The organism is Mesorhizobium sp. M7A.F.Ca.US.011.01.1.1 (assembly GCF_003998295.1).
In the GTDB taxonomy this organism is placed as follows: Bacteria; Pseudomonadota; Alphaproteobacteria; order Rhizobiales; family Rhizobiaceae; genus Mesorhizobium.
In genome coordinates this window covers 1-14641 of the sequence record NZ_RZRT01000034.1, presented here as the reverse complement: position 1 = coordinate 14641, position 14641 = coordinate 1, and the positions used below count along the sequence as shown (strand labels likewise).

Below are 14641 nucleotides of genomic sequence, written 5' to 3'. Positions count from 1 at the left end.
GGGAGTAGGGCAGTAGGGAAAATAGCAGCGGCAAAAAGCCCTACTCCCCTATTCCCTTATTACCCTACTCCCCTCCAAAAACAGGAGACGGAGCCAGGCTCCGCGGACAAAAATGGCAAGACAAGATCAGGCCAACGACCAATTTTCGCTCACCTCATTCCTCTATGGCGGCAACGCCGATTACATCGACGCGCTCTACGCTGCCTATGAGGACGATCCCGCCTCGGTCAATCCCGAATGGCAGGAGTTCTTCGCCGGGCTGAAAGACGATGCCGGCGATGTGCGCAGGAACGCCAAGGGCGCCTCCTGGGCCAAGCCCTCCTGGCCGCTGCAGGCGAATGGCGAACTGGTCTCGGCGCTCGACGGCAACTGGGGCATCGTCGAGAAGACGATCGAAAAGAAGGTCAAGGACAAGGCGGTCACCAACGGCGTCGTCCTGTCCGATGCCGACGTGCATCAGGCGACGCGCGATTCGGTGCGCGCCATCATGATGATCCGCGCCTACCGCATGCGCGGCCATCTGCACGCCAATCTCGATCCGCTCGGCATCGCCAAGCCGCTCGAGGATTACAACGAGCTGTCGCCGGAGAACTATGGCTTCACCGAAGCCGACTATGACCGGCCGATCTTCCTCGACAATGTGCTCGGGCTTGAATTCGGCACCATCCGGCAGATGCTGGAAATCCTGACCCGAACCTATTGCTCGACGCTCGGCGTCGAGTTCATGCATATTTCGGACCCCGAGGAAAAGGCCTGGATCCAGGCCCGCATCGAAGGCGCCGACAAGGAGATCACCTTCACCGCCACCGGCAAGAAGGCGATCCTGCAGAAGCTGGTCGAGGCCGAAGGCTTCGAGCAGTTCATCGACGTCAAGTACAAGGGCACCAAGCGCTTCGGCCTCGATGGCAGTGAAGCGCTGATCCCGGCGCTGGAGCAGATCGTCAAGCGCGGCGGCCAGCTCGGCATGAAGGAGATCGTGCTCGGCATGGCGCATCGCGGCCGGCTGAACGTGCTCTCCCAGGTGATGGCCAAGCCGCACCGCGCCATCTTCCACGAGTTCAAGGGTGGCTCGGCCGCCCCCGACGAGGTCGAGGGTTCGGGCGACGTCAAGTACCATCTCGGCGCCTCGTCGGACCGCGAGTTCGACGGCAACAAGGTGCATCTGTCCCTGACTGCCAACCCCTCGCATCTGGAAATCGTCGATCCGGTGGTGATGGGCAAGGCGCGCGCCAAGCAGGATTACCTGTTCGGCCGCAGCCGCGAGGAGATCGTGCCGCTGGAAGAGCGCGCCAAGGTGCTGCCGCTCTTGCTGCATGGCGATGCCGCCTTCGCCGGCCAGGGCGTGATCGCCGAGATCCTCGGCCTGTCCGGCCTGCGCGGCCACCGCGTCGCCGGCACGCTGCATTTCATCATCAACAACCAGATCGGTTTCACCACCAACCCGCGCTTCTCGCGCTCGTCGCCCTATCCATCCGACGTGGCCAAGATGATCGAGGCGCCGATCTTCCACGTCAATGGCGACGACCCGGAAGCCGTGGTGCACGCCACCAAGGTGGCGATCGAATTCCGCATGAAGTTCTTCAAGCCTGTTGTGGTCGATATGTTCTGCTATCGCCGCTTCGGCCACAATGAGGGCGACGAGCCGGCCTTCACACAGCCGATCATGTACCGCAACATCCGCACCCACAAGACGACCGTGCAGATCTACGGCGACCGGCTCATCGCCGAGGGTCACATCAGCCAGGCTGAACTCGACCAGCTCAAGGCCGACTGGCGGGCGCATCTGGAATCCGAATGGGAAGTCGGCCAGCATTACAAGCCCAACAAGGCCGATTGGCTGGACGGCGCCTGGTCGGGCCTGCGCACCGCCGATAACCAGGACGAGCAGCGGCGCGGCAAGACCGCCGTGCCGGTCAAGACGCTGAAGGAAATCGGCAAGAAGCTGACCGAGGTGCCGAAGGATTTCGAGGCGCACAAGACAATCATCCGCTTCCTCGAAAACCGCCGCCAGGCGATCGAATCCGGCGAAGGCATCGACTGGTCGACGGCCGAGGCGCTGGCCTTCGGCGCCATCCTGCTCGACGGCAATCCGATCCGCCTGTCGGGGCAGGATTCCGAACGCGGCACCTTCTCGCAGCGCCATTCCGTGCTCTACGACCAGCGCGACGAGACCCGCTACATCCCGCTCAACAATCTGTCGGCGGCTCAAGCCGGCTACGAAGTCATCAACTCGATGCTGTCGGAAGAGGCGGTGCTGGGCTTCGAATATGGTTACAGCCTGGCCGAGCCCAAGGCGCTGACCTTGTGGGAGGCGCAGTTCGGCGACTTTGCCAACGGCGCCCAGGTGGTGTTCGACCAGTTCATCTCGTCGGGCGAACGCAAGTGGCTCAGAATGTCGGGCCTCGTGTGCCTGTTGCCGCATGGCTATGAAGGCCAGGGTCCGGAACACTCCTCGGCCCGGCTCGAACGCTTCCTGCAGCTTTGCGCCGAAGACAACATGCAAGTGGCCAACTGCACGACGCCGGCCAACTACTTCCACATATTGCGCCGGCAGCTGAAGCGCGACTTCCGCAAGCCGCTGATCCTGATGACGCCGAAGTCGCTGCTGCGCCATAAGCGGGCAGTGTCGACGCTGCCGGAAATTTCGGGCGAAAGCTCGTTCCACCGGTTGCTGTGGGACGATGCGCAGCTGCTTTCCGGCCAGGCGATCAAGCTCACCAAGGATTCGAAGATCCGCCGCGTCGTGCTGTGTTCGGGCAAGGTCTATTACGACCTCTATGAGGAGCGCGAAAAGCGCGGCATCAACGACATCTATCTGCTGCGCGTCGAGCAGCTTTATCCGTTCCCGGCCAAGGCGCTGATCACCGAACTGTCGCGGTTCCGCAATGCCGAGATGGTCTGGTGCCAGGAAGAGCCCAAGAACATGGGCGCCTGGTCGTTCATCGACCCGTATCTGGAATGGGTGCTGGCGCATATCGACGCCAAGCATCAGCGGGTGCGCTACACCGGCCGTCCGGCTGCCGCCTCGCCGGCGACCGGACTGATGTCGAAGCATCTCGCCCAGCTCGCCGCCTTGCTCGAAGACGCGCTTGGTGAATAGAGAAGATCTGGGCGAATAACAGAACCGAAAGAAAACGGACAGGCACAATGGCTACCGAAATCCGCGTTCCCACTCTCGGCGAATCCGTCACTGAAGCGACCGTCGGCAAATGGTTCAAGAAGGTTGGCGATACAATCGCCGCCGATGAACCGCTGGTCGAACTCGAGACCGACAAGGTGACGGTGGAGGTGCCTGCCGCCGCCGCCGGCACTCTGGGTGAGATCACCGTCAAGGAAGGTGAGACGGTCGGTGTCGGCGCGCTGCTGGGTTCGATTTCGGCAGGCGGCGCGGCCGCCGCGCCGGCAACCAAGCCGCAGGCGGTGTCGCAGGCCTCGTCGCCGGATGCCGCATCGACCGGCAAGCAGGCCGCGGCCGAGACCGCCAAGATCGCCGGCGACGCCGGCCCGGTCGAACCGCGCACCATGCCGCCGGCACCGGCCGCGGCCAAGCTGATCGCCGAAAGCAATCTCTCGGTCGACCAGATCTCCGGTTCGGGAAAGCGTGGCCAGGTGCTGAAAGGCGACGTGCTCGACGCCATCTCCAAAGGCGCGCCGTCACAGCCGGCAGAGACGCCGAAGGCGGCACCTGCACCGGTTGCCGTGCGCGCGCCATCCTCCGGCGACGACGCCTCGCGCGAGGAGCGCGTGCGCATGACCAAGCTGCGCCAGACCATCGCGCGCCGCCTCAAGGAAGCGCAGTCGACCGCCGCCATGCTGACCACCTTCAACGAGGTCGACATGTCAGCGGTGATGGCGCTGCGCACCAAATACAAGGACGTGTTCGAGAAGAAGCACGGCGTGAAGCTCGGCTTCATGGGCTTCTTCACCAAGGCCGTCACCCACGCGCTGAAGGAAATCCCTTCGGTCAATGCCGAGATCGACGGCACCGACATCATCTTCAAGAACTATGCCCATATCGGCGTCGCCGTCGGCACCGAAAAGGGCCTCGTCGTCCCGGTCGTGCGCAATGCCGACCAGATGTCGATCGCCGAGATCGAGAAGGACATCGGCCGGCTGGGCATCGCCGCCCGCGACGGCAAGCTGTCGGTCGCCGACATGCAAGGCGGGACGTTTACGATTTCCAACGGCGGCGTTTACGGGTCGCTGATGTCGACGCCTATCCTCAACGCGCCGCAGTCGGGCATTCTGGGCATGCACAAGATCCAGGAGCGGCCTGTCGTGGTCGGCGGCCAGATCGTGATCCGGCCGATGATGTACCTGGCACTCAGCTACGATCACCGCATCGTCGACGGTAAGGAAGCGGTGACTTTCCTGGTCCGCGTCAAGGAAAGCCTGGAGGATCCGGAACGGCTGGTGCTTGATCTCTGAGGTCTGGTGCTGATCCGGCTGTTGGAATGCGTGCCGGAGGAAGGGATCTGCGCGGCAGAATGACGACCCGTTCCCTTAGCCTTTCCAAGGTGCTTTCGATCGCATCGATCGCGGCCGGCATGGTGCTGGCCACCGCCGGCGCCCATGCAGCCTGTCCGATCGAGCTTGCCGTCTATGGTGACGCCCAGAGCGGCAGCGAAATCGATTTCACGCCGACCGGCACCTCGGCGACCGTCACCAACAGCTTCCGCATGATCCTCGATAACAATGTGGTGCTCAACGGTATCGTTATGTGGAACGAAGGCGTGTCGCGGCCGAACGGCGCGCTGATGTACAAATGCCCCGAAGGCGACGTCACCGGCGAGGAGCTTGCTGCCTGCACGCCTTGGCATGGCGTCATCTACACGTCGGATGACAAGGGCAACATCGGACTGCTGCCGGCCGAAGGGGTCGAAGCGCCGAAGACGCTGATCCTGCCGGACCTCGGGCCGGCGTTGCGCCAATCCTCGGCCTATGGCGGCAGCGGGTTTTCGAAAGTGCCGTGGGATGTGTTTGTCTTGAAGGGATGCCAGGAATGAGCGAGGCGAAAAAGGTGCTGCTGGTCACCGGCGGCAGCCGCGGCATTGGCGCCGCGGTCTGCCGGCTAGGATCGAAGGCCGGCTACCGCGTGGCGGTCAACTATGCCTCGAACCAGGCTGCCGCTGACGCAGTGGTCGCCGAGATCAAGGCCGGCGGCGGCGAGGCCTTAGCCGTCAAGGGCGATGTCGGCAGCGAGGCCGATATCGTGGCCATGTTCGAGGCCGTCGACCGCGCCTATGGCCGGCTCGATGCCTTCGTCAACAATGCCGGCATCGTCGACGTCAAGGCGCGTGTCGACGAGATGGACGTCGCGCGGCTGGAGCGCATGATGCGCATCAATGTCGTCGGCTCGTTCCTGTGTGCCCGCGAAGCGGTGAAGCGCATGTCGACCCGTCATGGGGGGGCGGGCGGATCGATCGTCAACATCTCGTCGGCGGCAGCGACATTGGGCTCGCCGGGCGAATTTGTCGACTATGCCGCCTCCAAGGGTGCCATCGACACGTTCACCGTCGGGCTCGCCCGTGAGGTCGCACTGGAAGGCATTCGCGTCAATGCGGTGCGGCCCGGCCTCATCGATACCGAGATCCATGCCTCCGGCGGGCAGCCGGACAGGATAGAGCGGTTCCGCGACCTGCTGCCGATGAAAAGAGCCGGCACGGCTGATGAAGTCGCGGGCGCGGTTCTCTATCTTCTATCCGACGCCGCGTCCTATACGACGGGCGCGATCCTGAATGTAAGCGGCGGCCGCTGAGCGCCAAGCAAAGGGAAACAAACATGGCTTATGACGTCGTTATCATCGGATCGGGACCGGGCGGCTATGTCTGCGCCATCAAGGCGGCGCAGCTCGGGCTCAAGGTTGCGGTGGTCGAGAAGAATGCCACCTTCGGCGGCACCTGCCTGAACATCGGCTGCATCCCGTCCAAGGCCCTGCTCCATGCCTCCGAGATGTTCGCCGAGGCCGGCCACTCCTTCGACACGCTCGGCGTCGAGATATCAGCGCCGAAATTGAACCTGAAGAAGATGATGGCGCACAAGGATGCGACGGTGTCGTCGAACGTCAACGGCGTGGCTTTCCTGTTCAAGAAGAACAAGATCGATAGTTTCCGCGGCACCGGCAAGGTGGTCGCGGCCGGCAAGGTCTCGGTGACCGGCGAGGACGGCAAGGTCGAGGAGATCGAGACGAAGAACATCGTCATCGCCACCGGCTCGGATGTCGCCGGCATTCCCGGCGTCAAGGTCGACATCGACGAGAAGGTGATCGTGTCGTCGACCGGCGCGCTGTCGCTGGAGAAGGTGCCCGGCCATCTGGTGGTGGTCGGCGGCGGTGTCATCGGGCTCGAGCTCGGCTCGGTGTGGGCGCGGCTCGGCGCCAAGGTCACCGTGGTCGAATTCCTCGACACCATCCTGGGCGGCATGGACGGCGAGGTCTCCAAGCAGTTCCAGCGGCTGCTATCCAAACAGGGTTTCGAGTTCAAGCTCGGCGCCAAGGTCACCGGTGTCGCCAAGGCCAAGAAGGGTGCCGCGGTCACCTTCGAGCCGGTCAAGGGCGGCGCCGCCGAGACGATCGAGGCCGATGCCGTGCTGATTGCCACCGGCCGCCGCGCCTATGCCGACAGTCTCGGGCTGAAGGAAGCCGGCGTCGAGGTCGACGAGCGCGGCCGCGTCAAGACCGATGGCCATCTCAAGACCAATGTCCCGGGCATCTATGCCATCGGCGATGTCATCGCCGGGCCGATGCTGGCACACAAGGCCGAGGACGAGGGCGTGGCGGTAGCGGAAATCATTGCCGGCCAGGCCGGCCACGTGAACTATGACGTCATTCCGAGCGTCGTCTACACCAGCCCGGAAATCGCCTCGGTCGGCAAGACCGAGGAAGAGTTGAAGAAGGCCGGCATCGACTACAAGGTCGGAAAGTTCCCGTTCAGCGCCAATGGCCGGGCGCGCGCCATGCTGCACACCGACGGTTTTGTGAAGATCCTCGCCGACAAGCAAAGCGACCGCGTGCTCGGCGTGCATATTGTCGGCTTCGGCGCAGGCGAGATGATCCACGAGGCGGCGGTGCTGATGGAATTCGGCGGCTCGTCTGAGGATCTGGCCCGCACCTGCCACGCGCATCCGACGATGTCGGAAGCGGTGAAGGAGGCGGCGCTGGCCACGTTCTTCAAGCCCATTCATATTTAAAGACGAACGTAGCGCTGCCCCCAAAACAGAACGGCCCGCCTTTCAGCGGGCCGTTCGTATTCGATATCGAGCCGACTTATTGGGCTGGGGCTGGAGCCGGCGCTGGGGCCGGTGCTGGTGCCGGAGCAGGCGCCGGTTCTGCAGGTGCCGGGGCAGGTGCTGGCGCAGGTTCGGCCGGCTTCATCGGTTCCGCCGGTGCCGGTGCGGGCGCCGGTGTGCTGGCTGCCGGCGGCTCGGCGGGTGCCGGGTGCTCACCGCTTCTTCCAAAAACATAATACGCGACAACCGCCAGAATAACGACGACCAGCGCAATCAGCCAACCACTACCGCCACCGCCGCCACTTGGCCTCGGAGCGTTGGTGGACGAATTGAACGGGTCGTTTGGATTCGGTGCGTTCGCCATAAAAGTATCCTCCGTGGATGAAAAATATCAATCAACACCACATAACGCGCAATCATTGAACTGGTTTCACGCTAGGGTTGGAAAACGCCAAAAACAAGGACAATCCCGCCGTTCCGGAGCCGGAATGGCGTCTTTTCGCCACGCAACGCGCCAAATTGGTGCCTATCATGGTTTTTCCGGAGGATTTTGCCGTGACGAATCCCATAGCAGAGTTTGTCCCGAATCACTGCGATGCTCTCGCCGGAGCCCAGTTCGCCGACCGCTATGTGCTGGTCACTGAAGGTCTTTCTTTAACCGCACTCGGCGCGGCGGAACGCGCCCTGGGGCGAACGCCGCCCTGGGTCGGCAGGCTCATGGCGCTGCGCAACCTTGCCGTCAGGCCGTTCCGGTTGAAGACGGGCCTGGAAGCTGCGGTGTTGCCGTCGGGCCGGATCGGGATATTTCCGCTCATCAGCCAGTTTCCCGGCAAGGTTGTGCTTGGCCTCGACGACCGGCATCTCGATTTCCGGGCCCTGGTCGAAGTCCGGGAGCTCGGCATGGGCCGGCAGGAAGTGGCCGCGACGACGATCGTCAAGACGCACAATTGGCTCGGGCGCGCCTATCTCGCGATCATCATGCCGTTCCACCGGATCGTCGTTCCGGCGATGCTGGCCCAGATCAGATAAGGTTACAGGCCTACAGGCGTGACGGTGTAACCGGCCTTGCGGAAATCCTCGACGAGGCCTTCGGGACCGGGAAGGTGGAGGGCGCCGACCGCCATGAAGACGTTGCCCCTGGCAAGGATCGGTTCGGCATGCTCGACCATCACCTTGTTGCGGCTGGTGATCATGGTTTCCTCGAACGCCGCATAGCCCGCGGGGTCGTCCGTGCCATCCGGCATGGCCACGCGAAACAGCGGCCAGAACATGCCGGTGTCGCCGCGCTGGTAGAGCACGATCATGGTTTCGTTGATGTCGTTGATCTTATCGCCGAGCTTCAGCGTGTCGACGAGACCCTTCATGTGAAACGCCAGCGGCAGCGAGGCCATGGCGCGCAGCTGGCTTTCAGCCGTCTCCAATCCTTCCACCGGCTTGCCGGAAGCCTTCGCACCTTGCGCCAGCCTGACATCGAGCACCGGGGCGCCGCCTGACTGGCGGGCCAGTTCGCAGGCCGGCAGTGCCATCATGGCCGAGAGCATCCACGGCTTCATCTTGGCAACCGTTGCCGGAGGAATGCCGCGTGCGTCGAGCGCGGCGTTCATGGCCGCCGCATCGTCGGGCGACAGCAGCGACGCCAGCGTCGTCGAATCAGTGAACATCATCAGGTCCGGCTCCTGGAGCATCGCGACCATCATCTTCTGCTTGTCGAGCACGTCGGTGGTTTCGATGACGATGGTGCCGGCGGCGTCATAGGCCTTCTGCGCGTCGGGAGGCAGCGTGGTGACGCGCGGGTCGGTCATATGCATGGTGCCGAACAGGAAGGACGGCTTCTCGCCCGGCTTTTCCAGCTTCCACAACAGGCCCTTGCCGTTCGGTGTCGCTGCGGCTTCCGCTTCGATCTTGCGGTAGGTCGCCGGATCGTTCTTCTGCAAGGCCGACAGCATGTCGGCGCCGGTGCAGGTCGGGATTCCGGCATGCGCCTTGCCGGCCGCGAACAGCAGCACGGCGAGGAACGACAGGAAGAACAAAACATTGAGCGCGACGAGCAGCTTCAGCGACACGGAAGCTGCACGGTCGGCGATGGCGATGACGCGTTTCATGGTTCTGTCTTCATGTTTGACCATGATCTTTTCCGAAAACCGGGTCCCACTTTTCGGGATCATGGTCAGTTCTAGAACCGAAAAGCGGCAAAACGGTTAATTGGTACTGCGAAATTGAAGGGTTCATGCCCGTGGATGGGCTGATTCGTAAATCTCGAGCAGCCTCGCGGTGTCGACGCCGGTGTAGATCTGCGTCGTCGACAGGCTGGCGTGGCCGAGCAGTTCCTGGATGGTGCGCAAATCGCCGCCGCTGCCGAGCAGATGCGTAGCGAAGGAATGGCGCAACGCATGCGGCGTCGCGGTATCGGGCAGGTTGAGCGCCGAGCGCAGTTTGGCCATGTCGCGCTGGACGATGGCCGGGTTGAGCGGGCCGCCGCGGGCGCCGCGAAACAGCAGGCCCTTGGGGTCGAGATGATAGGGGCAGAGCCGGCGATATTCGGCGATCGCCCGGAGCGCCACCGGCAGCACCGGCACCAGTCGCGTCTTGCCGCCCTTGCCGGTGACGCGCAGCACCGTGTCGTCCGCCGACGCCAGATCGGCGCCCGCCAGACCGAGCGCCTCGGAAATGCGCAGGCCGGAGCCGTAGAGCAGTGTCAGCACAGCGGCGTTGCGGGCCGCGATCCAGGGTTCTTCCGCCAATTGGCCTTCGATGGAAACAACATGCTTGGCGTCGCTCGCCGTCAGCGGCTTGGGCAGCGATTTGGGCTGGCGCGGCGCGCGCAGTGCTGCCGCACCTGCCGCATTGGCGAGGCCGCGCCGCTCGAGGAAACGCAGCAGCGAGCGAATGCCGGCAAGACCCCGGCCCAGCGTGCGGGCACCGGCGCCGGCATTGCGCCGCGCCGCGAGGAAGCTGCGCAGGTCGGCCGGGCGCAGATCGGCGATGTCCGAAATGCCGGGTGAGCCGCCGCAATGGCCGGTGAGGAAATGCAGGAACTGGCGCGTGTCGCGCTCATAGGCTTCCACCGTCTCGGGCGACAGCCGACGTTCTCGCGCGAGCATCTTCAGCCAGCTTTCGCGCGCCGCCTGGAGATCGGGTTTGGCCGGGATCAGGAATTCCTGCATGGCGTGCTTTCGACCTTTGTTTCATGCATGCCGGCCATTTTCCGGCAGCCGGGTTAGGAAGCGGTGAAGAGCGCGTCATTGAAATGACGATCGGGGAGCGTTAGAGCAAAAGCCAAAGGATTTAGCGCCATGAGCAAGCCCCAGAACCCTGTCCAGATGGCCGTGATCGGCGCCGCCCATGGCATCAAGGGCGAATTGCGGGTGAAGACCTTCACAGGTGAGCCGCTGGCGCTGGCCGATTACGGGCCGCTCTACGCCAGGGACGGGCGCGCCTTCCAGATCATCGACATCAGGCCCGCCAACACCGTCGTCGTGGTCCGCTTCAAGGGCGTTGCCGACCGCAACGCGGCCGAGGCGCTGGCCGGCACGGAGCTGTTCGTCGACCGTTCGATGCTGCCGGACGACGGCGAGGAAGACGAGTTCTACCATGCCGACCTCGTCGGCCTCGAAGTCCGCGACGAGACGGGTGCCGCACTCGGCAAGATCGTCGCGGTGCACAATTTCGGCGGCGGCGACATTCTCGACGTGACGCTGGGCGGGCGCAAGGGCGTGCTGATCCCGTTCACACAGGCTGCCGTGCCGCAAGTGTCGATCGCCGAAGGCTTCGTCCGTGTCGACCCGGCGGCGGCCGGACTTGTCGAGGACCAGGATGGCGACGGCCCGCGAGAGGAAGACTTCGATCCGAAGGGCAGGCCGCGCGGACCGAGCGATGCCGGGGGCAACCGGTGAGTTTTTCCGCTTCGGTGCTGACGCTTTACCCCGAGATGTTTCCCGGCGCGCTCGGCCTGTCGTTGGCCGGCCGGGCGCTCGAGGCCGGCACGTGGTCGCTGGAGGCGATCCAGATCCGTGACTTCGCCACCGACCGCCATCGCACCGTCGACGACACGCCAGCCGGCGGCGGCGCCGGCATGGTGATGCGCGCCGACGTGCTGGCGAAAGCCATCGACCACACTTCGCCGGAAGGTGACCTGCGGCCTCGGCTGCTGATGAGCCCGCGCGGCAAGCCGCTGACCCAGGTCCGCGTGCGCGAACTGGCCGCAGGACCGGGCGCGGTCATCGTCTGCGGCCGTTTCGAGGGCGTCGACCAGCGGGTGATCGACGCGCGGGGATTGGAGGAAGTCTCGATCGGCGACTACATACTCTCGGGCGGCGAGCCGGCAGCGCTCGTTCTGCTCGATGCGGTGGTGCGGTTGTTGCCGGGCGTGATGGGTAACGCGGTGTCGGGCGAGGAAGAAAGCTTTGAGAACGACCTGCTCGAACATCCGCACTATACGCGGCCGCAGGAGTTTGAAGGGCGCGAGATTCCCGAGGTGCTGATCTCGGGCAATCACAAGAAGATCGCCGCATGGCGGCGGGCGCAGTCGGAAGCGCTGACGAAAGAGCGGCGTCCTGATTTGTTGGGCGCCGCCGCTCAGCCTTTCCAAAAGTAATAGAAAGCCAGAAACAGGCCGACGCCGACGACGAAGCCGCGCACCGCGTTTTGCGGCACGCGCTTGGCGATCCAGACGCCGGCATAGCCGCCCAGCGCGCCGCCCGGGATCATGATGATCGCCTGCGGCCAGGCGACGACGCCGCCCGAGACGAAGACGACGATCGCGACAGCGGCGATGACCATGGCCAGCATGTTCTTCAACGCGTTCAGCCGGTGATAGTCGCCGGCCTGGGTGAGGCCGAGCGTCGCCAGCATCATCACGCCCATGCCGGCGCCGAAGAAGCCGCCATAGATGGCGGTGAGAAACTGCGCCAGGGAGCCGGCGAGCGAGCCCACCGCCGCTTCATGGCCGGGCTTCGGCACCGGTTTCAGCCAGGGGCCGGCGGCGAACAGGGCCGTCGCGGCCAAGAGCAGCCACGGCACCAGAGCGCGAAACGACGGATTGTCGAGCGCCAAAAGGATCAACGCGCCGGCCAGTGCGCCCACGGCCGAGATCAGGCACAGCAGCAGTGCGCCGCGCCAGAAATGCCTGATATCGGCCGAGTAGGCGAGGGTCGAGGTGATGTAGCCTGGAAATTGCGTCACCGAGGAGGTGGCGTTGGCGACGATCGGCGGCAGGCCGACCAACGTCATGGCGCCGAAGGTGATGAAGGTGCCACCACCGGCGACCGCATTGGCGGCGCCTGACAGAAAGCCCGCCAGAAAGAGCAGGATGGCATCGAAGACAGACATGAATTGCGGCCGCTCAAAACTGTGTTATTTCAGGCTTAGAAAGCCTGAACGACCGGCGCAACCCGGCACGGCAGGATTACGATGGTGCCATGCGAGCAGAAAATGCGCTGCCAAGGCGTGACAAAGCGGCGAAATAGCTGTATGTGCCCGCCCGTACCGGCCAGAAAGAATCTGCCGGACCCGTCAACAATGACGGTGTAGTCGCCCCTGCCTGATGTTTCAAAGACAAGTGTCTTGGAGACAAAGGGCATAGCCAAGCGGTCAATGGAACTGCAAGGCGAGTGTCGGACGCTCTGACTGTCGGAAGAACAAGAAGTGGACTTTTGAGATGGATATTCTCCGTCAGCTCGAGGCCGAACAGGCCGCCAAGATCGAAGCCAAGCGCAAGCTTCCCGAATTCCAGCCCGGCGACACCGTGCGCGTCCAGGTCCGCGTGACCGAAGGCACCCGCACCCGCGTCCAGGCCTATGAGGGCGTCGTCATCGCCCGCGCAGGCGCCGGCTTCCAGGAGAACTTCACGGTTCGCAAGATTTCCTACGGCGAAGGCGTCGAGCGCGTTTTCCCGGTCTACTCGCCGATGGTTGAAGGCGTTGAAATCGTTCGCCGCGGCAAGGTGCGTCGCGCCAAGCTCTACTACCTGCGCGATCGTCGCGGCAAATCGGCCCGTATTTCGGAAAACACCGGCGTGCGCGCCCGCAAGCTGAACGACGAGGAGCGCGATGCTCTGAACGCCGAGAAGGCCCGCATTGAGGCCGAGAAGGTGGCAGCCGCCGAGGCTCTGGCCGTCGAGAAGGCCGCTCAGGACGCCGCCGAGAAGAAGGCCGCCGCCGAGGCAGCTGAAGCCGCAAAGGCAGCCGAAGCAGCCACCGCCGAATAAGTTTTTCGACGAGCAAGTTTGAAAAGGCGGCTTCGGCCGCCTTTTTTCGTTTCCGGGGGCTGGCTGGCGGAAAAGTCGGCGGTTGACTCGATTTACATCGTGTACTAAACAATCGTGCACGATTTAAATGGAGAAATGAAATGCCTGCATTGTATTCTACCCAAGCCCGCGCCGTCGGCGGCCGCGCCGGCCATGTCCAGAGCGATGATGGCTTGCTCAGCCTCGATCTTGCCATGCCCAAGGAGCTTGGCGGCAAAGGTGGCGCCACCAATCCCGAACAGCTTTTCGCCGCCGGCTATGCCGCCTGCTTCGAAAGCGCCATGCGCTTCATCGCCGGCAAGCAGAAACTGCCGCTGCAGGATGCCTCGGTGACGGCAAATGTCAGCCTGCACAGCAATGCGCAGGGCGGATTTGTGCTCGGCGTTTCGCTGGCAGCGGAAACAAAAGGTCTTGATCAGGCGGCGGCGGAAGCGCTTGTATCGGCGGCGCACCAGGTTTGCCCCTATTCCAACGCCATCAAGGGCAACATCGAGGTGGCGCTTTCGGCTAAGGCGCTTCCGGCAAAGGCAGCATGAACACAAAACAGACGGACGATACCACGCAGGCCTCGGCGGATTTCGCCGGGGTGCCGAAACTCGACGACCAGATCTGCTTCGCCCTCTATTCGGCTAGCGGGCTGATGACACGGCTCTACCGGCCGTTGCTCGAACCGCTCGGCCTCACCTATCCGCAATATCTGGCGATGATGGCGCTGTGGGAGCGAGCGCCACGCACGGTGGGTGGGCTCGGCGAGGTGCTGGGTCTCGATTCGGCGACGCTGACACCCCTGCTCAAACGGCTGGAGGCGGGCGGCTTCATCACCCGCCGGCGCGACGCTGCCGACGAGCGCCGGGTGCTTCTGGAGCTGACAGCCAAGGGACAGTCGCTACGCGGGCCCGCCAAAGACGTTGCTGTCCAGATACTCTGCCAATTTCCCCGCCTCAGCGCGGTCGAACTGGATGGCCTGCACCGCATCCTGGCCAAGCTCATTGCTGGGCTGCGCGAGACGGACGCCAAGGCACCGGCGGCTGACTGACCGCCGGCTAGAGCGGGATGAATTTAGGTTGGGCATAGCCTGCCTCTGTGAAGTAATTTCGGCATTCGGTTGACGTGACGGTGCCGAGGATTTGGCCGATGGCGTCACAGACGGTTTCGACTGTTCGCTTGGCA

General features: G+C 63.8%; 14 protein-coding genes. 11 read left to right on the top strand and 3 right to left on the bottom strand.

The features are described 5' to 3' along the window. The first annotated feature begins 112 nt into the window (after positions 1-112). The 6 genes from EOA13_RS25050 (at position 113) to EOA13_RS25020 (ending at position 8256) form a co-directional block, all read left to right on the top strand. Positions 113-3100: a 2-oxoglutarate dehydrogenase E1 component gene (locus EOA13_RS25050; protein ID WP_023811281.1), complete on the top strand. Its 2988-nt coding sequence runs from the start codon at positions 113-115 to the stop codon at positions 3098-3100. A gap of 47 nt (positions 3101-3147) precedes the next feature. Beyond that, a complete protein-coding gene (odhB, locus tag EOA13_RS25045; RefSeq protein ID WP_023811280.1) occupies positions 3148-4428 on the top strand; it encodes a 2-oxoglutarate dehydrogenase complex dihydrolipoyllysine-residue succinyltransferase in 1281 nt (426 codons plus the stop codon). A 59-nt stretch (positions 4429-4487) separates the two neighbouring features. Further along, positions 4488-5006 (top strand): hypothetical protein, encoded by a 519-nt coding sequence (locus tag EOA13_RS25040; protein WP_023811279.1) that lies wholly within the window; start codon positions 4488-4490, stop codon positions 5004-5006. Further along, positions 5003-5758 carry an SDR family oxidoreductase gene (locus EOA13_RS25035; RefSeq protein ID WP_127296321.1) on the top strand — a complete coding sequence of 252 codons (756 nt, stop codon included), beginning with the start codon at positions 5003-5005 and terminating at the stop codon, positions 5756-5758. The genes EOA13_RS25040 and EOA13_RS25035 overlap by 4 nt, the downstream gene beginning before the upstream one ends. Positions 5759-5781: 23 nt before the next feature. Beyond that, positions 5782-7188: a dihydrolipoyl dehydrogenase gene (gene lpdA / locus EOA13_RS25030; protein WP_127296320.1), complete on the top strand. Its 1407-nt coding sequence runs from the start codon at positions 5782-5784 to the stop codon at positions 7186-7188. Between the two features lie 480 nt (positions 7189-7668). Next, positions 7669-8256: a DUF2867 domain-containing protein gene (locus tag EOA13_RS25020; RefSeq protein WP_127296319.1), complete on the top strand. Its 588-nt coding sequence runs from the start codon at positions 7669-7671 to the stop codon at positions 8254-8256. Positions 8257-8258: 2 nt separating this feature from the next. Here EOA13_RS25020 and EOA13_RS25015 read toward each other — a convergent pair whose 3' ends face one another. After that, the gene (locus tag EOA13_RS25015) at positions 8259-9329 is read right to left on the bottom strand and encodes a TraB/GumN family protein (protein ID WP_023811275.1); all 1071 of its coding nucleotides are present in this window, start codon (positions 9327-9329) and stop codon (positions 8259-8261) included. A 123-nt stretch (positions 9330-9452) separates the two neighbouring features. After that, positions 9453-10391 carry a tyrosine recombinase XerC gene (locus EOA13_RS25010; RefSeq protein ID WP_127296318.1) on the bottom strand — a complete coding sequence of 313 codons (939 nt, stop codon included), beginning with the start codon at positions 10389-10391 and terminating at the stop codon, positions 9453-9455. 129 nt (positions 10392-10520) lie between these two features. On the opposite strand from EOA13_RS25010, the gene rimM reads away from it, so the two are divergent. Both rimM and trmD read left to right on the top strand, forming a co-directional pair. Then, complete coding sequence (gene rimM, locus EOA13_RS25005; protein WP_127296317.1) at positions 10521-11120, top strand: ribosome maturation factor RimM; 600 nt, start codon at positions 10521-10523, stop codon at positions 11118-11120. Then, positions 11117-11821: a tRNA (guanosine(37)-N1)-methyltransferase TrmD gene (gene trmD, locus EOA13_RS25000; protein ID WP_127296316.1), complete on the top strand. Its 705-nt coding sequence runs from the start codon at positions 11117-11119 to the stop codon at positions 11819-11821. Before rimM ends, trmD begins: the two co-directional genes overlap by 4 nt. On the opposite strand, the gene EOA13_RS24995 is transcribed toward trmD, so the two are convergent. Next, the gene (locus tag EOA13_RS24995) at positions 11803-12555 is read right to left on the bottom strand and encodes a sulfite exporter TauE/SafE family protein (RefSeq protein ID WP_127296315.1); all 753 of its coding nucleotides are present in this window, start codon (positions 12553-12555) and stop codon (positions 11803-11805) included. The genes trmD and EOA13_RS24995 overlap by 19 nt on opposite strands. 328 nt (positions 12556-12883) lie before the next feature. On the opposite strand from EOA13_RS24995, the gene rplS reads away from it, so the two are divergent. The 3 genes from rplS to EOA13_RS24975 all read left to right on the top strand — a co-directional run bounded on the left by rplS (position 12884) and on the right by EOA13_RS24975 (position 14507). Then, positions 12884-13432, top strand: a complete 549-nt coding sequence (gene rplS / locus EOA13_RS24985; RefSeq protein ID WP_023811269.1) for a 50S ribosomal protein L19 — start codon at positions 12884-12886, stop codon at positions 13430-13432. Between the two features lie 140 nt (positions 13433-13572). Further along, positions 13573-14007 carry an organic hydroperoxide resistance protein gene (locus EOA13_RS24980; RefSeq protein ID WP_023811268.1) on the top strand — a complete coding sequence of 145 codons (435 nt, stop codon included), beginning with the start codon at positions 13573-13575 and terminating at the stop codon, positions 14005-14007. Next, positions 14004-14507, top strand: coding sequence for a MarR family transcriptional regulator (locus EOA13_RS24975; RefSeq protein ID WP_023811267.1), 504 nt, complete (start codon positions 14004-14006; stop codon positions 14505-14507). The genes EOA13_RS24980 and EOA13_RS24975 overlap by 4 nt, the downstream gene beginning before the upstream one ends. The last annotated feature ends 134 nt before the right edge of the window (positions 14508-14641 follow it).

What these genes read in the sequence shown, in the direction of transcription:
- EOA13_RS25050 (WP_023811281.1), top strand. Translation starts at nt 113, where the DNA reads ATGGCAAGACAAGATCAGGCCAACGACCAATTTTCGCTCACCTCATTC.
- odhB (WP_023811280.1), top strand. Translation starts at nt 3,148, where the DNA reads ATGGCTACCGAAATCCGCGTTCCCACTCTCGGCGAATCCGTCACTGAA.
- EOA13_RS25040 (WP_023811279.1), top strand. Translation starts at nt 4,488, where the DNA reads ATGACGACCCGTTCCCTTAGCCTTTCCAAGGTGCTTTCGATCGCATCG.
- EOA13_RS25035 (WP_127296321.1), top strand. Translation starts at nt 5,003, where the DNA reads ATGAGCGAGGCGAAAAAGGTGCTGCTGGTCACCGGCGGCAGCCGCGGC.
- lpdA (WP_127296320.1), top strand. Translation starts at nt 5,782, where the DNA reads ATGGCTTATGACGTCGTTATCATCGGATCGGGACCGGGCGGCTATGTC.
- EOA13_RS25015 (WP_023811275.1), bottom strand. Translation starts at nt 9,329, where the DNA reads ATGAAACGCGTCATCGCCATCGCCGACCGTGCAGCTTCCGTGTCGCTG.
- EOA13_RS25010 (WP_127296318.1), bottom strand. Translation starts at nt 10,391, where the DNA reads ATGCAGGAATTCCTGATCCCGGCCAAACCCGATCTCCAGGCGGCGCGC.
- rimM (WP_127296317.1), top strand. Translation starts at nt 10,521, where the DNA reads ATGAGCAAGCCCCAGAACCCTGTCCAGATGGCCGTGATCGGCGCCGCC.
- EOA13_RS24995 (WP_127296315.1), bottom strand. Translation starts at nt 12,555, where the DNA reads ATGTCTGTCTTCGATGCCATCCTGCTCTTTCTGGCGGGCTTTCTGTCA.
- rplS (WP_023811269.1), top strand. Translation starts at nt 12,884, where the DNA reads ATGGATATTCTCCGTCAGCTCGAGGCCGAACAGGCCGCCAAGATCGAA.
- EOA13_RS24980 (WP_023811268.1), top strand. Translation starts at nt 13,573, where the DNA reads ATGCCTGCATTGTATTCTACCCAAGCCCGCGCCGTCGGCGGCCGCGCC.
- EOA13_RS24975 (WP_023811267.1), top strand. Translation starts at nt 14,004, where the DNA reads ATGAACACAAAACAGACGGACGATACCACGCAGGCCTCGGCGGATTTC.